Genomic DNA, 19,574 nt, shown 5'->3' on the forward strand with positions numbered 1-19,574 from the left:
GGTCATGACCACGGAGACGACGGACACCGCAGCAGCCCCCACCGCCGGACCGGCGAGCACCCCGCTCCCGCACGACGACCGCCAGCCCCACGCACACGCCCACGAGCGGGGCGGTGAACAGGCCGGCGAGCACTCCTACGTCCACGGCTACTCGCCCACCGAGGCGCTGCGGCTGGGCGACCAGGCCGACACCCTCGCCGAACTGCTGCACGCCGGTACGGCCTACCCGGCGGGCAGCCGGGTCCTGGAGGCGGGCTGCGGCGTCGGGGCGCAGACCGTGCACCTGCTGGCGTCCAGCCCGGGTGCGGAGCTGACGGCCGCCGACATCTCGGCCGACTCGCTCGCCCAGGCCCGCGCCCGGGTGGCGGCGCAGGCGCCCGGCGCGCAGGTGACCTGGCACCACGGGGACCTGCACGAACTGCCCTTTCCGGACGACTCGTTCGACCACCTCTTCGTCTGCTTCGTGCTGGAGCACCTGGCGGATCCGTCGGCCGCACTGACCGCGCTGCGGCGGGTGCTGCGTCCCGGCGGCACCGTCACGGTGATCGAGGGGGACCACGGGTCGACGTTCTTCCACCCGGACAGCGCCGCCGCCCGGGCGACCGTGGACCACCTGGTCCGGCTCCAGGCCGACGCGGGCGGCGACGCGCTCCTCGGCCGCCGGCTGCACCCCGTCCTGGCGGCCGCGGGCTTCCGGGACATCGCCGTCCGCCCGCTCACCGTCTCGGTGGACGACAGCCGGCCGGCGCTGGTGGAGGGGTTCACCCGGCGGACCTTCGTCGCGATGGTCGAGTCCGTGCGCGCCGACGCCCTCGCCGCGGGGCTCAGCACCGCGGCCGCGTTCGACCGCGGCATCGCCGACCTGCGGCGCACGGCGGAGGAGGGCGGGACGTTCCACTACACCTTCTTCAAGGCGGTGGCGGTCAACCCCTGACCGTCCGGCTGCCGTTGCCGCCCGGGGCCGGTGGCGCCCCGGTCCCACCCCGGTCCCGGTCCCGCCCCGGCCTCGGTTGTGCTACTCCGGGCTGTCCCCGAGGGAGGCGAGGAGGGTGCGCAGGGCGTCGATCAGCGCCTCGGTCTGCCGCTCGTCCAGGCCGGCCAGCAGCCGCCGTTCGGTGACCAGGTGGTCCGGGAGCGCCCGGTCGACCAGGGCGCGGCCCTCGGGGGTCAGTTCGACGTCCCGGCTCCGCCCGTCGGAGCCGCTGGGGGTGCGGGTGACCAGACCGCGGGCCTCCAGCCGGTCGAGCCGCTGGCTGATGGCACCGGAGGTGACCATCGCGGTCCGCATCAGGCCGGTCGGGGTGAGGCGGTAGGGCGGGCCGCTGCGGCGCAGGGTGGCGAGGACGTCGAAGGAGGGGGCGTCCAGACCGTGGGTGGCGAAGTTCCGCTTGAGCTCGGCCTCCACCAGGTAGGTGAGCCGTTTCAGCCGACCGATCACCTCCATCGGGGAGACGTCGAGGTCGGGACGCTCGGCGCCCCACTGCTTGACCAGCCGGTCCACATGATCTGCCACGCCCCCAGCCTAAACGATGCCTTAGCGGTGAGATACCTCACACGACCGAACGGCCGACGCCGACGCGAGATGCCTTAGCGCTGAGATACATTGGCTTAGTGCTAAGGAATCGACGACTCGGAATCGTCCTGCTGACCGCGCTGGCCCCCGCCATCTGGGGTTCGACCTACCTCGTCACCACCGAACTGCTCCCGCCCGGCCGCCCGCTGCTCGCCGGGGTGATCCGCGCCCTGCCCGCCGGGCTGCTGCTCATCGCCCTCACCCGCCGGCTCCCGAAGGGCAGTTGGTGGTGGCGCTCACTGGTCCTGGGCGCGCTCAACATCGGCGCGTTCTTCGCCCTGCTCTTCATCGCCGCCTACCGACTGCCGGGCGGGGTCGCGGCCACCGTCGGCGCCGTCCAGCCGCTGATCGCCGCCGGGCTCTCGGCCGGTCTGCTCGGTGACCGGCTCTCACTGCGCACCCTCCTCTCCGGCATCGCCGGGATCACCGGCGTCAGCCTGCTGGTCCTGCGCGCCGGCGCCCAGCTCGACGCCCTCGGGGTCGCGGCCGCGCTCGGCGGCGCGGTCGTGATGGCCACCGGCGTCGTCCTCTCCAAGCGCTGGACCTCACCGGCACCACTGCTCGCCACCACCGGCTGGCAGCTCACCGCGGGCGGACTGCTGCTGCTGCCCGTCGCCCTCGTCGTCGAGGGCGCCCCGCCCTCCCACCTCACCGGCGACAACCTGCTCGGCTACGGCTACCTCGGCCTGATCGGCGCGGCCCTGTCGTACGCGCTCTGGCTCCGCGGCATCCGGGCGCTGCCCGCCACCTCGGTCACCTTCCTGGGACTGCTCAGCCCGGTGGTCGCCACCGCCCTCGGCTGGCTCGTCCTCGGACAGAACCTCACCCCCGTCCAGGGGCTCGGCGCGGTGATCGTGCTCGGTTCGCTGGTCGCCGCCCAGACCCAGCGGCCCCGCACCGCCGCGGCCCCGGCCGACCCGGCCCACCCGACCGGCCCGGCCGACCCCGCTGACCCGGCCGACCCGGCCGGCCCGGAACCCGCACGGGACGGCGAGCGGCCCGCGAACGAGTCCGCCGCCGTACGCGCCTGAACCGTCGTCAGGCACTCCCGCAGAACCCCTCACCCACACCACCCCTCACCAACACCACCAGAGAACCGGAGCCATCCCATGCGCATCACCGTCTTCGGCGCGACCGGCAACGTCGGCAGCCGGGTGGTGACCGAGGCCCTCGCCCGGGGCCACGAGGTCACCGCCGTCCTCCGCGACCCGTCCCGGCCGCACGCGCTGCCGGCCGCCGCCGAGATCGCCACCGGCGACGCCCGCAACCCGGAGGACGTCGCCCGTCTCGCCGCCGGCCGGTCCGTGGTGATCAGCGCCACCCGCCCCGCCCCCGGCAGCGAGCCCGACCTGGCGCTCGCCACCAAGGGCCTGCTGGCCGGCCTGGCCGGGACGGACGTCCGCCTGCTCGTGGTCGGCGGCGCGGGCAGCCTGACCCTGCCCGGCGGCGACGGCGCCACCGTCATCGACGACCCCGACTTCCCGGCCGCCTGGCTCCCCATCGCCCTCGCCTGCGGCGAGCAGCTCGCCCTCTACCGGGCCGAGACCGAGGTCGACTGGGCCTACCTCAGCCCCGCCGCGCTGCTCGAACCGGGCCGGCGCACCGGCCACTACCGCCTCGGGCGCGACGAGCTGCTGGTCGACGAGGCCGGTGTCTCGGCGATCTCCATGGAGGACCTCGCCGTCGCCCTCCTCGACGAGGCCGCTCGGCCGGTCCACCACCGCACCCGCTTCACCGTCGCCTACTGAGCCCCGCCGTCACCGCCCCCGGGAGTGCCCGGTGCCCTCGGCACCGGGCACCCGCACGTCGCGGGCGGGCCGGCCGCGGGGGCCGGGTCGGTGGCGGGGCTGGCCTACGCGTTCCGGATCGCCGTCACCAGACCGGCGACGAGATCCGCCCGCTCGGCCATCGACGCGACCTCCAGGTACTCGTGGTCCGCGTGGGCACCCCCGCCGACCGCTCCGAGCCCGTCGAGTGTCGGGATCCCCAGGGCGGCCGTGAAGTTGCCGTCGCTCCCACCGCCGACCCTCATGCTCCCGACACCGGGCAGCAACCGCTCCGCCAGCGCGAAGAGTTCGGCCGACGCCGACGCGGGCATCGGCGGCCTGCCGACGCTCCCCCGCACCGTGATCCGCGCCCCGTCGAGATGCGGGGTGAGCGCCGCGAAGGCGGCTTCGATCCGCTCCTTCTCCCCGGCCGACTCGACCCGGACGTCGACGGTGACGGTCGCCCCGGCCGGCACGACGTTGTCCAGGGTGCCCGCCGAGGCCACGGTCGGGACCACGGTCGTGCCGACCTCCGGCCGACCGAGCGCCGCGATGTCGAGCACCTGGTGCGCCGCCTCGACCAGGGCGTTGACGCCCGCCTCGGGTTCGAGGCCCGCGTGCGAGGCCCGGCCCACGACGGAGACCTCGAACGTGCCGCAGCCCTTGCGGCCGGTCTTCAGCGCCCCGCCGTCGGCCGCCCCCTCGAAGACCAGCACGGCGCCGCAGGCCCGCGCACGTTCCTCGATGAGGGCCCGGGACGAGCCCGAGCCGACCTCCTCGTCGGCGGTCACCAGGATCTCCACGCCCGACAGGTCGTCGAGGGCCGCCAGCCCGTGCACGGCCTGGACCAGGCCGCCGAGCATGTCGAAGACCCCGGGACCGGTCGCGTGCCCGCCCTCGACCGTGAACGGGCGGCGCCGGAGGGTGCCCAACGGGAACACCGTGTCGTGGTGGCCGAGGATCAGGACCTTGGGCTCGCCGCCGCCCGACCAGTGGACGTGCGGCCCGGCGTCGGTCCCGACCAGCACCGCGCGCCCTCCGAGACGGCTCTCGACCACACCCGCCACGGCCTCGGCCGAGGCCTTCAGCGCGTCGAGGTCACGTGACGGGGACTCGACCTCGACGAGTGTCCTGAGGTCCTTGAGCATCTCGTCGACGTTCACCGGTGCGGCCTTGTGCGTAGTCATGCCCGCCACGCTACTGAACCCGCCCGCCCCCTCGAACCGCCGTCCCGCCCCGAAGGCCCCCGAGCCCGACCCGTCGACCCGCCCGCCGCGCCCGGGGAACGTGTCCGGGCGCGATCAGCGGAGGGGAGGCGTGAGGGCGTGGGCGAGGAGGGTCTCCGCAGCCGCGCGCGCGTGCCGGCCGTAGTCCGCCTCGTTCAACACCATGGCGCGACTGGCCGCGCCGTCCGCGAGGGTCACCAACTGCTCGGCGAGCGCGGCGGGCTCGGCGCACCCCAGCTCCGCCACGAGCGTGGTGACCAGATGGGCCATCAGCAGTTTCCGTTCCCGGGCGTGGGCGTGGATCGGGCTCAGGGGGTCGGGGAACTCCGCCGCGGCACCGATGAACGGGCACCCCCGAACCGGGGCCGCCGCCGCGGCAGGTGGGTCGAACAGCCGAAGGATCCGCTCCCGGGGGTCGAGATCCGCACGGGTGAGCACGCTCTCCAGCGTGTTCCCCGACCCGGCGAGCGCCCGCAGGTAGGCGATCACGAGGTCGCTCTTGGTCCGGAAGTGGGCGTAGAGGGTGCGCTTGGACACCGGCGCCGCTTCCGCGATCTGCTCCATGCCGGTCGCGGTGATCCCCTGGTCCGCGAACAGCCGGGTGGCGGCGGCCAGGATGCGCTCCCGCGCACCCCGCCCCGGCCGCGCAGGTACGTGCACTTCCGTCTCCGGTGCCGCAGTCATGGGGGCGAGTATACGGCGCCGTTTACTTCCGCTGCGGCGGGTGGGTAGAGTCGCACCCGTCCAAGTAAACGGTTGCGTCTACTTCGTGCGAGTGAGGGGTGCTCCATGGGCCGGTCCGGTCACACCGAGCTGAGTGGTTACGCGGAGCGGCTGATCCGCGGCCGACGCGCCGTACGTGCGTTCCGGCCCGACGCCGTGCCCCCCGAGACGATGCGTGCGGTCTTCTCACTGGCCGGCGCCGCGCCGTCCAACTCCAACACGCAGCCGTGGCGGGTGGAGGTGGTCAGCGGAGCACCGCGCGACCGCCTGGCAGACGCCCTGCAGGCGGCCCACGCCACCCGCCGCACCTCCGCCGACTTCCCGTACCGCGAGGACATGTACGCCCCGATCCAGCGGGAACGGCGCGCCGCCTTCGGCGCCGAGCTCTACGGCGCGCTGGGTATCGCCCGCGACGACGCCGCGGCACGCGCGGCGTACGACGCCGAGAGCCTGCGGTTCTACGGCGCACCGCACGTCGCGTTCCTCTTCGTCTCCTCAGACCGTGCCGACGCGCGGCCGGCCGCGGATGTCGGCGCCTATCTGCAGACGCTGCTGCTGGCGATGGCCGCGTACGGCGTGGACAGCTGTCCCCAGGGGCTGCTGAGCTTCTACGCCGACACCGTGCGCGGCGAACTCGGCGTCAGCGGGGGGAAGCTGCTCGTCGGGGTCTCGTTCGGCTACGCCGAAGCCGCCGCACCGGTCAACCGCGTCAGCACCGGACGCGTGGCACTGACGGCGACCACGACGTTCCACGACTAGGAGACCGGGACGACGGCGACGATCCGGCCGCCCGCCAGGAAGCACAGCCGCTCGGCCCGGGTCCGGTAGCCCCAGGCCCGCACCCGGTGGAAGCAGAGGTCGGCCGGTATCGGCGCCTCCCGCAGGTCCGCCACCAGGGCGTCCCCGGGGAGCGCGGCCGCCGCCGCGGCCCGCAGTGCGTCGCCGGCCGCGGCCCACTCCCGCGCCGGGGCCGAGAAGACCCAGGGCTCGCCCGTGTTGGGCAGGAAGTGGTGGAGGGCGGACCGCACCCGGCTCGCGAACCGGGCGCCGTCCACACCGCCGTCCGCCGTCGCCGCCCGGCGCACCGCACCGCGGGCGGCCCGGGCGAGGACGAGCAGCAGGTGCGGCAGCGATTCGGCGAGCAGGGACACCTCCGGCCATTCGGCGAGCCGCTCCGCGTCCCCCGGGACGGAGACGACATGGCCCCACTCCCCCGTCTCCCGGTCGATCCGCACCTGCACGGAGACCGGGTCGCGGCCCCGGTCCAGCCAGGCCACCGGCCAGAACGAGCCCGAGCCGCCGACCATGTCCACCAGCGTCGGCGAGTGCCGGTCGGCCACCGCACCGGGGCGCAGTTCGACCGGCTCCAGACCGGCGATCCGGACGCCGCTGAGCTCCCGCAGCACGGCGCGCACCTCGCCGGGCAGCGGCACCGGCCAGTCGTCCAGCTCCGCCTCGGTGCAGCCCCCCTCCAGGATGACCAGCCCGGGCAGCTCCGCCGCCAGGGCGCGCAGTTCGGCCACCGCCCGCTCGGGAGCGTCGGCGGGGACGGCGGGCCGCTCGACCGGGCGGCCCAGGAAGTCCCCACTGACCAGGCTCCGGACCAGCAGCGCCCGCCCGTCGCCGACCAGGGTGAACGAGACCTCGCTGCCGCTGGTGTCCGCGGTGGCGTGCGCGGTCGAGTAGTACGGCTCCCAGCCGAGCGTGCACGGGTAGCCGGGCAGTTCCCGCAGGTCGACGACGTCGGTCAGACTGTCGCCGGGGCCGGCCAGCCGGGCGAGCCCGGGATCGGCGGCCGCCGCCCGCAGCGAGGGCACGGCGAGCACCGTCGAGGCACCGGCCGGCTGCTGCCAGGCGTCCTCGCCCTCGGCCAGCCGGCCGGCCAACTCCGGCAGCCAGCCGACGAATCCGGGCGCCTCGACGACGCTCTCCTCGTCCCCCCAGGGTTCGAGGCGCAGCACCGGGCCCCAGTCGGCACGCGCCGCCGCCCCGACGCCGACCACCAGCTGCCCGCCCTCGTAGCCGGTCTCACCGACGACCAGGTAGCCCTCGCCCGGTGCCTCCCCGCCGACCGGACCGAAGGCGTAGGTGCCCCACTCCTCGCTCTCGACCCCGCCGACCTCGCGCAGCACCGCGCGGCAGGCCGCCGGCACGAAGACCGGCCAGGCGTCCATCTGTTCGTCCGTGAAGCCGCCCAGCAGCTCGATCCCACCGGACGGTTCCTGCGTCAGCGCGCGCAGCGCGGCCAGCGCCTCGCGGGCCCCGCCCACCCCGTCGTCCGTCGTCGTCATACCGCTACCGCCTGCCCCGTGCCCGTACTGGTTCCGTTCCGATCACTGCGGACGGCAGCCTAACGACCTGCACCGACAATCGCTCCTCCGGGCGGCGCGACCCCGACACACGACCGGGCCGTCCCCCTCGCGCGCCCGCCGTTCGCCCGGCCGACGGCCCGTCAACAGTGCTGCCCGGGCCACCCGGAGGAGCCCTGCACCCTCGGCGCCCCCGCCGTTCGGCGGGTGTCGTCCGCACCACCCCGAAAAGTGGTGCGTGCCGGATCGACCACACCCGCTCCAGGCCCCGAGGATCAAGACGTGAACGAATCCGTACCCAGCACCCGTCGGCGCCGGGGGGCGCTCGCCACCGCGGTGGCCGCGCTCCTCGCCGCCCTGTCCCTGCCCGTCACCGGCGCCGCCGCGGCCACCGGCGCCCCGGTACCGCCCGTCCCCTCCCGCTACACCCAGCAGCGACTCGCCTGGCAGCCCTGTGCGGAGGCGCCCGAGCTGGAGTGCGCCACGATGGCCGTCCCGCGCGACTGGCACCACCCGAAGCGCGGTCCGGACCTCTCCGTCTCGGTGTCCCGGCACCGGGCGGACGACCCGGCGAAGCGGCGCGGCACCCTGCTGATGGCCGCCGGGGGCCCCGGCGGGGCGGGGCTGCTGCGGCCGGGCAGCTTCGTGCGCGCGGCGCCGGCCGTCGGAGCCGCGTACGACGTGGTGGGCTTCGACCAGCGCGGGGTGGGCCGGAGCACCCGGCCCGTCTGCCAGACACCGGAGGAGTTCCAGGACTTCTTCGCCGGGGACTTCCGCGACGACGACCCGGCCGCCCGCGCCCGCGTGATCGACAACTCCCGTCGCCTCGGCGCCGACTGCGCGCGGCGCAGCGGCGGTCTGCTGCCGTTCCTGACCACCGAGCAGACCGTCCGCGACCTCGACCTCTTCCGCGCCCTGCTCGGCGAGCGGCGGATCACCTACTACGGCCCGTCCTACGCGACCATGATCGGCGCGTACTACGCGACGCTCTTCCCGCGGCGGGTGGAGCGGATGGTGCTGGACAGCAACGTCGGCTTCGACGGCAGCTGGGAGCGGTTCCAGCTGGGGCAGCCGATGAGCTTCCAGCGCCGCTTCGAGGAGGACTTCCTGCCCTGGTTGGCGGCCCGGGACGACACGTACCACTACGGCGCCACCGTCGCCGAGGCCGGGGCCCACTGGGAGCGGCGGCGCGCGGCCCTGCACGACGGCCCGCTCGTCGACGGCGCCCTGACGGTCGGCCCCAACCAGCTGGACAACGGCACCGTCCAGGCCGTCTACCGGGCGAGCGACGGATTCCCCGCGCTGGCCACCGCCCTGACCGCACTGGACGACTTGCCGGGCGCGAGCCCGGCCGCCCGGGAGACGGCGCGGCAGGTCTTCGGCCAGTACCTGAGCCCCGGGTTCCTCGCCGAGTACTTCGCCGTGACCTGCAACGACACGCCCTGGACGGGTGATCTGGACACCTGGGTCGCGCGGGGCCGCGAACTCACCGCCCGTTGGCCACTGGCGGGCGCCCGGACGCTGGCCTTCGCCGCCGTCTGCGCCACCTGGCCGGCGCCGACCGCACCCCGGGTGCGGGTGACGGGGGCGGGCCTGCCGCCCACGCTGATGCTCAACTCGGTGCACGACCCGGCCACCTACGACGAGGCGGCCCGCTCGGCCCACCGGGCCTTGCGCGGCTCCCGGCTGGTGACGGTGACCGGCAGCGGCGACCACGGCCAGTACCCGGGGTCCAACGCCTGTGTCCGCGAGGTCGTCGAGTCCTACCTGCTCGACGGCCGCGTCCCCGCCCGTGATCTCAGCTGCCCCTCCCCGCAGTCGGGTTGACCGGCACCCAGGCGCCCCCCGGCGCCGGGTGCGGTCGGGGCGGACGGGTGGTGGCCGGCCTGCCCGGAGTGCGGTGGTGGCCGGGGCCCGGCGGCCACCCCCGCATCCTCGGCGGATCGGAGCCGGCGGAGCTCAGGGGCGGTCGAGGGTGATGGAGTTGACCGGGCCCAGGTCGGCCCAGACGCCGTTCTGGGCGGCCATGTCGTAGTTGCAGTTGGTGCCGTTGTAACCGAGGCACAGGCGGGCGTGGGCGCCACCGGTCTGGTTGTTGAGGACCCAGTGCCAGCCCGTCTTGTTGCTCAGGTTGTGGGCTCCGTAGCTGTAGAGGACATCGGTCGGCGGGGTGGAGGTGGGGGCGCCCTCGCCGTAGATGCAGACCGCTCCGGACGGGCAGCCGTCCCAGCTGCCGGCGGCCTGGGCGCCGGTGGCACCCAGGGTGGTGACGGCGGCGGTCGCCAGGGCGAGCGCGGCGGCGGCGTGCAGGATCCTGCGCATGTGGTTCTCCCTCTGGGGTCGCGGGGGCCGGCGGTGAGTGATCCGGCCACTGATCAGCAGCGTAGGAGCGGTGCGGCGGCAACGGTCCCTGACGGATGACAGGGTGTGGCGGGCGGCGGGGCGCGCGGAACGACACCCACGAGCAGCCCCGGGAGCAGCCGGGTGGCCGATACCGGTACCGGCCGGCGTGAAGTCCGAACAGGGTCAGCGCGGGGTCGCGAAGGTGTCGCAGTCGCTCATCGAGCCCGTGCGGTAGCCGGCGGTGAACCAGGCCTGGCGCTGCGCCGAGGAGCCGTGCGTCCAGACCTCCGGGTCGATCCGGCCGGTCGCCCGCTTCTGGATCCGGTCGTCGCCGACGGCGGCCGCGGCGTCCAGACCCTGGGCGATGTCCTGGTCGGTGAGGGTGCTGATCAGCGGCCGGCCGGTGGAGGCCTGCGGGGTGGTGGTGGCGTGGTGCGCCCAGACCCCCGCGTAGCAGTCCGCCTGGAGTTCGAGCTTCACCGAGGCGCTGTTCTGGCCCTGCCGGTCCCCGCCGACCCGCTGGGTCGTGCCGGTGAGGTTCTGGATGTGGTGCCCGTACTCGTGGGCCACCACGTACGCCTCGGCGAAGGGGCCGCCGCGGGCGCCGAAGCGGGTGGAGAGCTCGTCGAAGAAGCCGAGGTCGAAGTAGGCCTGACGATCGCCCGGACAGTAGAACGGGCCGACGGCGGACGTCGCCGCGCCACAGGCGGTGGAGACGCGGTCGGTGAACAGGACCGTCTCGGCGGGGCGGTAGGGCGTGCCGTGCCGGGGCAGTTCGCCCCGCCAGTACTCCTGGAGGCTGTTGGTGACGGCGACGATCCGGCAGTCCTGACGGCGGTTCGCGTCCGCGCCGCTCCGGCAGACCTGCTGCACCTCGCCGGCGGTACTGGGGCGCGCGTCCGCACCGGGACCGCCTCCCTCGGAGAGACCGAGCAGACTCGGGTCGACCCCGAAGAGCACCGCGACCAGCGCGATCAGCAGGCCCGCCGCGCCACCGCCGATGGCGACCCGGCCTCCCGGGCGGCCGCGCCGGTCGTCCACCTGCGAGGTGTCGAGGTCCCCCTGCTCGTCGAACTGCATGTCCCTCCGTCCGTCGCACCCGCCGCGACCCGGGTGCGGCCGCCCGGCCACGGTAGCCCGCCGGACCACCCCGGCCGGGGCAGGACGCGCAGGTCAGAACGGGTCTGCCGGACCCGGCCGCCGGGGTGAACCAGCTGAACCGGCTCACCCACGTCGCCGGGCCCGGAACGCCCCGCCCGCCCCGCGCCCCGCACCCCGGCAGGCCCCACCCTCGACCGTCTCGACCGTCTCGACCCCCTCCACCGGCGCCCCCGGCCGCGGGCGTTCCGCACGCCGCCCCGCCGCACGCGGCCGCCCGAGCAGCACTCCCACCAGCACCAGCAGCAACCCGCCCGCCTGGACCGGCCCCAGCTCCTCTCCTGCCACCGCTGTACCGAGCAGGACACCGGTGATCGGGTTGAGCAGGCCGACCAGGCCGACCGTCCCGGCCGGCAGGTGCCGCAGACCGGCGAACCACGCGACGAACGCCAGCGCCGTGGCCACCACGGCGACGTACCCGAACGCCAGCAGCTCCGCCAGGGCGGGCACCGGCGGCACCCCCTCGGCAACCGCGGCCGCCGGGAGCAGGACGAGCCCGCCCGCGATCAACTGCCAGGAGGTCGAGGCCAGGACGTCCGCACCGTCGCGCCAGCGGCCGGCGAGGACGTAACCGAAGGAGGAGACCAGCATGGCGGCCATCGAGGCGGCCAACCCGGCCGGGCTCACCGCACCCGCCCGGCCGAGCACCATCAGCCCGACCCCACCCAGCCCCACCAGCGCGCCGACCAGGTGCGCGCGGGCCGGCCGCTCGGCCACCAGGGCCCAGGCGATCAGCATCATCGCCAGCGGGGAGGCCGCCATGACGGTCGAGGCGACGCTGGTGGCGAGCAGTTGCGAGGCGACGTAGAGCAGGACGAAGAAGACCCCTGTGTTGAGCAGTCCGAGCACCGCCGAGCGCCACCACCAGGCCCCGCGCGGCAGCCGCCGGGCGAGGGCGAGCAGGATCAGGCCGGCCGGCAGGGCCCGCAGGGCGGCACCCCAGAGCGGGCGGTCCGCCGGGAGGAATTCGCGGGTGACGTAGTAGTTGGCACCCCAGGCGACCGGCGCGACGGCGGTCACCAGGATCCACCGAATATTCGCTTCCATGGAAGCAATATAACTTCCCAGGAAGCTATCCGGCTAGGATGGCGCCATGGAACAGCAGCGCGACCCGCTCGGACCGCCACCCGGAGCCCCGGACCACGTGGCCGCCATCCAGGCCGAATGGCGGCGGGAGCGGCCCGACCTCGATGTCTCGCCGCAGGCGGTGATCGGCCGGCTGCACCGCCTCGCCGCCCGCCTCACCGACGAGCTCGGCCTGGTGTACGCCCGCTACGGCCTCGGCGAGGGCGAGTTCGACGTGCTCGCCGCGCTGCGCCGAGCCGGCCCCCCCTTCGAACGGGCCCCCGGCGAACTCGCCGCCCACACGATGGTCACCACCGGCGCCATGACGAAGCGGATCGACCGCCTGGAGCGGGCCGGGCTGGTCACCCGCCGTCGCAGCGACGAGGACGGGCGCGGGCGCGTCGTCGCACTCACCCCGGCCGGCCGGCGACTGATCGACGAGGCGTTCACCGCCCACATGCGCAACGAGCACCGCCTGCTGGAGCTGCTCACTCCCCAGGAGGCCACCGCCCTGGAGGGCCTGCTGACCAGCTGGCAGTACCGCCTGGACCACCCCCCGAAGTCCACCGAGGCGTGACGAGGATCCGCCCGCCCTCCCCGGGAAGCCCCGACGGGCCAGAACTCCGACGGTCCAGAACTCCGACGGCCCAGGGCTCGGCAGCTGAGGAGTCGGCAGCTCAGGGCTCGCCGGCTCCGGACGCCGGCGGCGTCAGACCGGCGTCCGCCAGGATCCGCGCCACGGTCTGCTCCAGGGTGTTGTCCTCGCCGACGACCTGCTCCGCACCACCGGGCAGCAGATCGCCCCCGACGTACCAGCCGGTCATCTCCTCGGAGCCGAACTCGGCGGCCTGCGGCCGCAGCGAGTGCCGGCGCAGAGTCTCCGCCAGGTCGACGTCGAGGTAGTACAGCAGGGTGCGGCCGCGGTGGTCCGCGGCCAGCCGCCCGAGCATCGGGCCGTACCGCGCAGCGGTCAGGATGCCTTCGACGACGACGTGGAAGCCGTGGTCGAGGGCGTAGCGGGCGACGGTGTCGATCAGGCCGATCGAGGCGCAACCGTCCGTGTCCCGCTCCTGCAGCACGGTCCGGCGCAGGTTGTCCTGGCCGACCAGCGCGAGCTTCCCCCGCCCGCACCGGGCCCGCAGCTCGGCCGCGATGCTCGACTTGCCGGATCCGCTGTTGCCCCGCAGGACGATCAGCACGGTGTGCTCACTGCCTGTCATCCACCCCACGCTAGTGGACGCCGCCCGAGCCCGCCGGGCACCGCCGCGATGCGGACGGGCCGGCCCGTCGCCGCACCGGCCCGGTGGAATGCGGGTGATCCCGTCCCACGGCCCGCGATACGGTCCGCCGCATGACGACCTTGTGGTGGGACATCGTGCTGATCGGCGGAGCCTCGGGCATCGGGAAGAGCCGGGCAGCCGCGCGACTGGCCCGGGAGACGGGCGCGTTCGTGGTGGAGTTCGACGACGTGGTCAGCGCCGTCCAGGAGATCACCACAGCCGACCAGCACCCGGGGCTGCACCACTTCGACAGCCCTGACCCTGCCGAACCCCGCACAGCGGAGCAGGAGTTGCAGCTGCAGATCGCGACCGCCGGGGCGCTGGAGCCCGCCGTCCTCGGTGTCGTCCGCAACCGCCTGACGGTGGACGTGCCCGCCGTCGTCGAGGGCGACTACCTCACCCCGGCCGCCGCCGCCCGGGCCGTCGAGGCGGGCCGGGCGGCCGGGCGCCGTGTCCGGGCGGTGTTCCTGCACGAGCCGGACGCGGCCCGGATCACCGCCAACTACGCCGCCCGCGAGCCCGGGTGCGGCCCGCAGGTGCGGCGGGCCGAGGTCGGCGCCCGGTACTCGCACTGGCTCGCCGAGCAGGCGGACCGGTACGGCCTCCCGGTGGTCGACTGCCGCCCCTGGGACACTCTCGCGGTCCGCCTCGACGAGGCGCTCCGCACGCCCTCGGGCCGGCCGGGCCCTCAGCCCCCCGCGCCGCGTACGTCCGGCCGGGTGTCGTAGGCGTCCCGGGCGGCGAGCACCTCGGGCATGTTCTCCTCCGCCCAGGCCTTGATCGCCCGTACCACCGGCAGCAGTCCGGCCCCCAGCGGCGTCAGCGCGTAGTCGACCCGGGCGGGCACCGAGGGCGTGACGGTGCGGGTGAGCAGGCCGTCCCGCTCCAGGGCGCGCAGGGTCTGGGTGAGCATCTTCTCGCTGACCCCGGCCAGTCGGCGGCGCAGCTCGCTGTACCGCTGCGGGCCGTCGGCCAGCGCGTTGACGAGGAGGCTGACCCACTTGTCGCCGATCCGGTCGAGCAGTTGCCGCGCCGGGCACTGCGCGAGGTAGGCGTCGAAGCTCGCGCGCTCGGCCGAGCGGCGCTGGGCGGCGGTCATGGTGGCCATGGGCTTCCCTCCCCGTACGGTACGCACTTCGCGGTGCGTGCTTCCGACCGGAGGGCAACTCTCCCTAGCGTGGGTGCCGTTGGCAAGTCCGATCGCCCCGGGACCGCCGGGTCCCGCCGTCCCCTCCCCGAGGAGTGCCCCGTGCGCGCCGTCGTCGTCCGCAGCCATGCCGGTCCGGAAGCCCTGGAGCTGGTCGAGGTGCCCGTCCCCGAGGCCGGCCCTGGCCAGGTGCGGGTCCGGGTGTCCGCCGCCGGGGTCAATCCGGTGGACGCCGTGACCCGCTCCGGGGCCCTGGTGGCGGCGGGGCTGATGGCACCGCGCGAGGTGACCGGGCTGGGCTGGGACGTGGCGGGCACGGTCGACCGGGTGGGCCCGGGAGTGTCCGGCTTCGGCCCGGGCGACCCGGTGATCGGTCTGCGCGACCGCCTGGACGTCCCGCTCGGCACCTACGCCGAGTACGTGGTGCTGGACGCCTCGGCGCTCGCCCCGGCCCCGGCGGGGGTGCCGGCCGTCGAGGCGGCGACGCTGCCGTTGAACGGACTGACCGCCGCCCAGGCACTGGACCTGCTCGGCCTCCCGGCCGGCGCCTCGCTGCTGGTGACCGGCGCGGCCGGCGCGGTGGGCGGCTTCGCCGTCGAACTCGCCGCCCTGCGCGGCCTGCGGGTCGTGGCCCTGGCCGGTGCGGCGGACGAGGCGCTGGTCCGGGGTCTGGGGGCCGAGTGGTTCGTGCCGCGCGGTACCGCCGATCCGGCCGCCGCCGTCCGGGCGCTCGTCCCGGGCGGGGTGGACGGCGCCCTGGACGCCGCCCTGCTCGGGGTGGTCGCACTCGGCGCCGTCCGCAACCGGGGCAGCTTCGTCACCGTGTCCGGGGGCGCGCCCCAGGGCCTGCGCGGCATCCGGGTCGCCACCGTCTGGATCGCCGCCGACGGCCCGGCGCTCGCCGAGCTGTCCGCCCTCGCCGCCGCGGGCCGGCTCACCCTCCGGGTCGCCGCCACCCACCCGCTGGCCCGGGCCGCCGACGCCCACCGCCGACTGGCCGGCGGCGGCCTGCGCGGCCGGCTCGTCCTGGTCCCCTGACCACCGCCGGCGCGAGAACGGTGCAACCTCGGCCCGCTCTACCACCGCACCGACGGCGCCATCGTCCTCTACACCGGCCTCGCCGACACCACCGGCCACATCACCGCCTTCCAGGCAGGCCCCTACACCGTCCCCGCCAACGCCGGCTGGGACTGAACGCCATCCAGCTGCCGTGGCCCCGGTCCCCGTCCCGCCCCCGGCGTGACGGCACGAGGGCCGGCGACCAGCGGGTGCCGGCCCTCGTCCCGGGCGTCGCGTGCGGACGACGGCGGAACTACCCGCGTGAGGCGTGCCGTTGGCGGAGCCAGGCGAGGGCACCGATCAGGCCGACCGCGCCGCCGGCGCAGAGTTTGACGGCGCCCTTGGCAAGCAGCCAGCCGATCCCGGGGGCGGTCCAACCCAGCCAGTGGAGGACGGCCAGCAGGACCGCCACCGCCCCCAGCGCCGCCAGGACGGTCACCACCACCGCCGCCCCGGTGGAGAGTTCGGTCTCCCCGGCCGTGGTCGCCCGTATCTCGTTCGTGCCCCCATCATCCATGGGAGCGATCATAATCCGGCTCAGCGCGGGGCGTGGTGGGTGTCGCCGCTGTGCTCGCCGGTCTCGTGGTCGGGGAAGCTCACGGCCAGCGTGACGCGGTACTCGTAGACGTCGTCGCGGTGCCCGGGCACCCGGGCCCAGGCCAGCGAGTGCACCTCCGCCTCGGGTGCCTGGCGGCACCACGCGGCCGCCTCCTCCAGTGCCCGGGCCGCCGAACGGCCGGTGCACACCACGGCGGTGTACGCCGCGACGGCGACGTCGCCGCCGCTGCGCCCCGCCCGCGAGACCGCCCGGACGGCGGCGGCGGCATGGGTCAGGTCACGGGCCAGGTCGTCCACGACCCGGGGCGGCGCCGGGAGGACCGGCCCCTCCGCCACGGTCTCCGGCAGGTTCGTGCTCACCGTCTGGGCCTCCATCCGCCTGGTCTCGGGATCCGCCGATTGCGGGATCCGCCTGGTCACCGGCCCAAGGATGCCGGGCCGCCATTCCTGGCATGACCACTTTCACCAGAACATCACCCGTCCGGGGAGCTGAGGAAGGAGAGCTCGACACCGACCGCCCGGTACTGGTAAAGGACTTGCGTCGCATCGGTCCTGGTCAGACCCTCCCGTCCCGGGCGCCGCCGGGAGCCCGGCCGCACGTGCGCGTACCACCCCCGCACCCCGGACCGCCGGTCCGACCGCCGGACGCGCCGGGTCGGGCTCGTGACGCAGCTGCGCAACTCCCGTTTCCGGAACGGGAAATACCGGACCGGCCCGGCCACTAGGATCCCTGGAGCACCACAGTCCGCCGCACCGGCGGACGCCGGACGAGGGGGTCCCATGCAGCTCAAATCAGCGGTCCGGTACGGGCGTCGGCAGCTCTGGCTGCCTGCGTTGGCCCTCGCGGGCGTCGCCGTGGCCGGCTGCTCGTCCTCCGGCGGGGCGACGGCCGCGCCCCCGCCCACCACACCCGGCGCGGCCGCGCCCACGGCGGCGACGACACCCGGATCCAGCGCCTCCGCGCCCGCCCCCGCGAGCACCGGAGCACCCACCGCCGCGCCCGCCGGGCGGCCGGCGGACGCCTGCACGCTGCTGCAGTCCCCCCAGGTCGTCGCGGCGGTGGGCACCTCGGGCCCGTTCCGCGGCACCCACCCCGACCCGGCGAGCGACGGCAGCCCGGTCTGGGGCTGCACCTGGGGCTCGCCCGACTCCTACGCCTCGATCCGCGAGACCACCCCGACCGCCCTGGCCTCGGCCAAGGCGGACGGCCAGCTCCAGGTCACCACCCTGCCGGGGGTCGGCCAGGAGGCGGTACTGACCCAGCGTAAGGACGGCACCCACCCGAGGGCCCTCTTCGTGGCCGGCGGACGCGTCTACGCCGTCGAGGTGGTGAAGGACCGCGGCCCGGGCGACGGCGTCAACGCCCCGGCGGAGGCCCTCGCCGAGAGCGGGCTGGCGATGGTGCTGGCCAAGTCGCTCGGCGGCTGAGCCCACGGCGAACCGGCGGCCCACGAACCGGCAGATGCCGCCCGGCGGCCCCCGAACCGGCCGCCGGGGGGACGCCGGGCGGCGCAGCCGGTTCCCTCCGGGGCGTGAACGGCGCCGGGCGGGGGCCTGCGGGCGGATGCGGGTACGGCACGGGCGTTCACAGAATGACGCCACCGTGCCGTACTCGGTACTCCCCCGAAAGCCAAGGCGGACCGCATGAGCCGACTCCACCCCTCCACGCCCCCGGGCCGCCCGCGCGACACCCCTCCGGGGGGCCGAACGCCGGTGTCACACGCCGTCACCGCCCTGCTGGGCGGACTGGCGCTGCTCGCCCCGGCCCTGGCCGGTTCGCTGGTTACCCCGATACCCGCGCACGCCGACAACCCCACCGTCTCGGTGAACAGCCTGCGCACCGGCTGGGACGCGGCCGAGCCGGGCCTGGGCCCGGCGCAGGTCTCCGGCTCGGACTTCGGCCGGCGCTGGTCCACCGCCGTCGACGGCGCCGTCCTCGCCCAGCCCCTGGTCGCCGGTTCGACCGTGGTGGTCGCCACCGAGACGAACCACGTCTACGGCATCGGCGCGACCGACGGCCGGATCCTGTGGCAGCGCGCGCTCGGCACACCGGTCCCGTCGTCCACCGCCTGCCTCTCCCCCGGCACCGGCATCACCTCGACGCCCGTGTACGACAAGTCGACCGGCACGGTCTACCTGGTGGCGAAGTCCACCGAGGGGGGCGCCCACTTCTCGGTGCACGCGCTGGACGTCGCCTCGGGCGCCGAGCGCGGCGACTGGCCGGTCACCGTCCAGGGCTCGCCGGTGAACAGCCCCGGGGTCCCGTTCAACCCGGGCACCTCGGCGCAGCGCGCCGGGCTTCTGCTGCTGGACGGGGCGGTCTACTTCGGCTTCGCCTCGGACTGCGGCGTCGGGACGTACGTCGGCCACGTCGCGGGCGTCCACACCGGGACCCGCAAGCTGACGCTCTGGTCCACCCAGTCCGGCTCGGCCTCGCAGAACGCGGGCGTCTGGATGAGCGGCGGCGGCCTGGTCTCGGACGGCGCCGGGAGGATCCTCCTCGCCACCGGCAACGGCGCGGGCACGGGCTCCTCCCCGCCGAAGGGCCCCGGCGACAAGCCGCAGGGCCACTTCGCCGAATCCGTCGTGCGGCTGGGTGTGAACGCCGACGGCAGCCTCACCCCGAAGGACTTCTTCAGCCCGACCGACAACCGGGACATGGACCACGGCGACGTTGACCTCGGCTCCGGCGGGCCGGCCGCCCTGCCGTCCGGCTTCGGCACGACCGCCCACCCGCACCTGCTGGTGCAGGTCGGCAAGGACGGCCGGATCTTCCTGCTGGACCGTGACCGGCTGGGCGGCATGGGCCAGGGCCCGAACGGCACCGACGGCGCGGTCGGCACGACCGGCCCGTTCAAGGGCGTCTGGGGTCACCCGGGGGTCTGGGGCGGGGACGGCGGCTATGTCTACCTGGTCGAGAACTACGGCTCGCTGCGCGCGCTCAAGTACTCGGTGAACAGCGCCGGGAACCCCCAGCTGACCAGCGCGGGCACCAGCGCCGAGGGCTTCGGCTACGCGTCCGGCTCCCCCGTGGTCACCTCCAACGGGACGGCCTCCGGTTCGGCGCTCGTCTGGACCGTCTACTCCGGCAGCGGTCCGGGCGGCCAGAACGGCGAGCTGCGGGTGTACGACCCGCTGCCGGTCAACGGCGCGCTCAAGCTGCGCCGCAGCTTCGCGCTCGGCACGGTGAGCAGGTTCGCCGTGCCCGCCACGGACGGCGGGCGGGTGTTCGTGGGCACCAAGGACGGCCACCTGGTCGCCTTCGGCCGCGCCGCCGCCTGACACGGTTCCAATCCGGCGCGCCGCCCCCGGATGCCGCTCCGGCCCGACCGCGCCCTCCCGACCGCGCCGCCTCCCGACAGCGCTC

At 75.3% G+C, this 19,574-nt stretch carries 21 protein-coding genes; 10 read left to right on the forward strand and 11 right to left on the reverse strand.

What is annotated here, in order from left to right; translation table 11 throughout:
• The first annotated feature begins 4 nt into the window (after positions 1–4).
• Complete coding sequence (locus ABZ495_RS22105; protein ID WP_359837620.1) at positions 5–934, forward strand: methyltransferase domain-containing protein; 930 nt, start codon at positions 5–7, stop codon at positions 932–934.
• 81 nt (positions 935–1,015) lie between these two features.
• On the opposite strand, the gene ABZ495_RS22110 is transcribed toward ABZ495_RS22105, so the two are convergent.
• On the reverse strand, positions 1,016–1,513 hold the full coding sequence (locus ABZ495_RS22110; RefSeq protein WP_329491241.1) for a MarR family transcriptional regulator: 498 nt from the start codon (positions 1,511–1,513) through the stop codon (positions 1,016–1,018).
• Between the two features lie 98 nt (positions 1,514–1,611).
• Here ABZ495_RS22110 and ABZ495_RS22115 point away from each other — a divergent pair, with 98 nt between their 5' ends.
• Positions 1,612–2,604 carry an EamA family transporter gene (locus ABZ495_RS22115; protein WP_359837622.1) on the forward strand — a complete coding sequence of 331 codons (993 nt, stop codon included), beginning with the start codon at positions 1,612–1,614 and terminating at the stop codon, positions 2,602–2,604.
• A 78-nt stretch (positions 2,605–2,682) separates the two neighbouring features.
• On the forward strand, positions 2,683–3,321 hold the full coding sequence (locus ABZ495_RS22120; RefSeq protein WP_359837624.1) for an NAD(P)H-binding protein: 639 nt from the start codon (positions 2,683–2,685) through the stop codon (positions 3,319–3,321).
• Between the two features lie 104 nt (positions 3,322–3,425).
• Here the strand turns inward: ABZ495_RS22120 and ABZ495_RS22125 are convergent, their stop codons facing one another.
• Positions 3,426–4,526 (reverse strand): M20 family metallopeptidase, encoded by a 1,101-nt coding sequence (locus ABZ495_RS22125; RefSeq protein WP_359837626.1) that lies wholly within the window; start codon positions 4,524–4,526, stop codon positions 3,426–3,428.
• A 114-nt stretch (positions 4,527–4,640) separates the two neighbouring features.
• Positions 4,641–5,249 carry a helix-turn-helix domain-containing protein gene (locus tag ABZ495_RS22130; protein ID WP_359837628.1) on the reverse strand — a complete coding sequence of 203 codons (609 nt, stop codon included), beginning with the start codon at positions 5,247–5,249 and terminating at the stop codon, positions 4,641–4,643.
• Positions 5,250–5,354: 105 nt separating this feature from the next.
• On the opposite strand from ABZ495_RS22130, the gene ABZ495_RS22135 reads away from it, so the two are divergent.
• On the forward strand, positions 5,355–6,047 hold the full coding sequence (locus ABZ495_RS22135) for a nitroreductase (RefSeq protein WP_359837631.1): 693 nt from the start codon (positions 5,355–5,357) through the stop codon (positions 6,045–6,047).
• Here ABZ495_RS22135 and ABZ495_RS22140 read toward each other — a convergent pair.
• Positions 6,044–7,579 carry a hypothetical protein gene (locus ABZ495_RS22140; RefSeq protein ID WP_359837632.1) on the reverse strand — a complete coding sequence of 512 codons (1,536 nt, stop codon included), beginning with the start codon at positions 7,577–7,579 and terminating at the stop codon, positions 6,044–6,046. The two genes, ABZ495_RS22135 and ABZ495_RS22140, sit on opposite strands and share 4 nt — an antisense overlap.
• 300 nt (positions 7,580–7,879) lie before the next feature.
• Between ABZ495_RS22140 and ABZ495_RS22145 the strand changes: the two genes are divergently transcribed.
• A complete protein-coding gene (locus tag ABZ495_RS22145) occupies positions 7,880–9,424 on the forward strand; it encodes an alpha/beta hydrolase (RefSeq protein ID WP_359837634.1) in 1,545 nt (514 codons plus the stop codon).
• A 132-nt stretch (positions 9,425–9,556) separates the two neighbouring features.
• Here ABZ495_RS22145 and ABZ495_RS22150 read toward each other — a convergent pair whose 3' ends face one another.
• The 3 genes from ABZ495_RS22150 to ABZ495_RS22160 all read right to left on the reverse strand — a co-directional run bounded on the left by ABZ495_RS22150 (position 9,557) and on the right by ABZ495_RS22160 (position 12,145).
• The gene (locus ABZ495_RS22150; protein WP_359810005.1) at positions 9,557–9,919 is read right to left on the reverse strand and encodes a hypothetical protein; all 363 of its coding nucleotides are present in this window, start codon (positions 9,917–9,919) and stop codon (positions 9,557–9,559) included.
• A gap of 204 nt (positions 9,920–10,123) precedes the next feature.
• Complete coding sequence (locus ABZ495_RS22155) at positions 10,124–11,020, reverse strand: neutral zinc metallopeptidase (RefSeq protein WP_359837636.1); 897 nt, start codon at positions 11,018–11,020, stop codon at positions 10,124–10,126.
• 144 nt (positions 11,021–11,164) lie between these two features.
• Positions 11,165–12,145: an EamA family transporter gene (locus ABZ495_RS22160; RefSeq protein WP_359809999.1), complete on the reverse strand. Its 981-nt coding sequence runs from the start codon at positions 12,143–12,145 to the stop codon at positions 11,165–11,167.
• 46 nt (positions 12,146–12,191) lie between these two features.
• Between ABZ495_RS22160 and ABZ495_RS22165 the strand changes: the two genes are divergently transcribed.
• Entirely contained in the window at positions 12,192–12,740 is a 549-nt protein-coding gene (locus ABZ495_RS22165) for a MarR family transcriptional regulator (protein WP_359809996.1), read from the forward strand.
• Between the two features lie 100 nt (positions 12,741–12,840).
• Here the strand turns inward: ABZ495_RS22165 and ABZ495_RS22170 are convergent, their stop codons facing one another.
• Positions 12,841–13,383: an AAA family ATPase gene (locus ABZ495_RS22170; protein WP_359809993.1), complete on the reverse strand. Its 543-nt coding sequence runs from the start codon at positions 13,381–13,383 to the stop codon at positions 12,841–12,843.
• 131 nt (positions 13,384–13,514) lie between these two features.
• On the opposite strand from ABZ495_RS22170, the gene ABZ495_RS22175 reads away from it, so the two are divergent.
• Positions 13,515–14,171, forward strand: coding sequence for an AAA family ATPase (locus tag ABZ495_RS22175; RefSeq protein WP_359809990.1), 657 nt, complete (start codon positions 13,515–13,517; stop codon positions 14,169–14,171).
• Here ABZ495_RS22175 and ABZ495_RS22180 read toward each other — a convergent pair.
• Positions 14,132–14,551, reverse strand: a complete 420-nt coding sequence (locus ABZ495_RS22180) for a helix-turn-helix domain-containing protein (RefSeq protein WP_359809987.1) — start codon at positions 14,549–14,551, stop codon at positions 14,132–14,134. The genes ABZ495_RS22175 and ABZ495_RS22180 overlap by 40 nt on opposite strands.
• 141 nt (positions 14,552–14,692) lie before the next feature.
• On the opposite strand from ABZ495_RS22180, the gene ABZ495_RS22185 reads away from it, so the two are divergent.
• Positions 14,693–15,628: an NADP-dependent oxidoreductase gene (locus ABZ495_RS22185; protein WP_359809984.1), complete on the forward strand. Its 936-nt coding sequence runs from the start codon at positions 14,693–14,695 to the stop codon at positions 15,626–15,628.
• A gap of 274 nt (positions 15,629–15,902) precedes the next feature.
• Here the strand turns inward: ABZ495_RS22185 and ABZ495_RS22190 are convergent, their stop codons facing one another.
• Complete coding sequence (locus ABZ495_RS22190; RefSeq protein WP_359837639.1) at positions 15,903–16,166, reverse strand: hypothetical protein; 264 nt, start codon at positions 16,164–16,166, stop codon at positions 15,903–15,905.
• A 20-nt stretch (positions 16,167–16,186) separates the two neighbouring features.
• Positions 16,187–16,567: a hypothetical protein gene (locus ABZ495_RS22195; RefSeq protein WP_329491226.1), complete on the reverse strand. Its 381-nt coding sequence runs from the start codon at positions 16,565–16,567 to the stop codon at positions 16,187–16,189.
• A gap of 420 nt (positions 16,568–16,987) precedes the next feature.
• On the opposite strand from ABZ495_RS22195, the gene ABZ495_RS22200 reads away from it, so the two are divergent.
• On the forward strand, positions 16,988–17,635 hold the full coding sequence (locus tag ABZ495_RS22200; RefSeq protein WP_359837641.1) for a hypothetical protein: 648 nt from the start codon (positions 16,988–16,990) through the stop codon (positions 17,633–17,635).
• A 285-nt stretch (positions 17,636–17,920) separates the two neighbouring features.
• Positions 17,921–19,489 carry a PQQ-binding-like beta-propeller repeat protein gene (locus ABZ495_RS22205; protein ID WP_359837643.1) on the forward strand — a complete coding sequence of 523 codons (1,569 nt, stop codon included), beginning with the start codon at positions 17,921–17,923 and terminating at the stop codon, positions 19,487–19,489.
• Positions 19,490–19,574 lie beyond the last annotated feature (85 nt).

The sequence above is a fragment of the Kitasatospora sp. NPDC005748 genome, from assembly GCF_040630735.1.
Lineage (GTDB): Bacteria > Actinomycetota > Actinomycetes > Streptomycetales > Streptomycetaceae > Kitasatospora.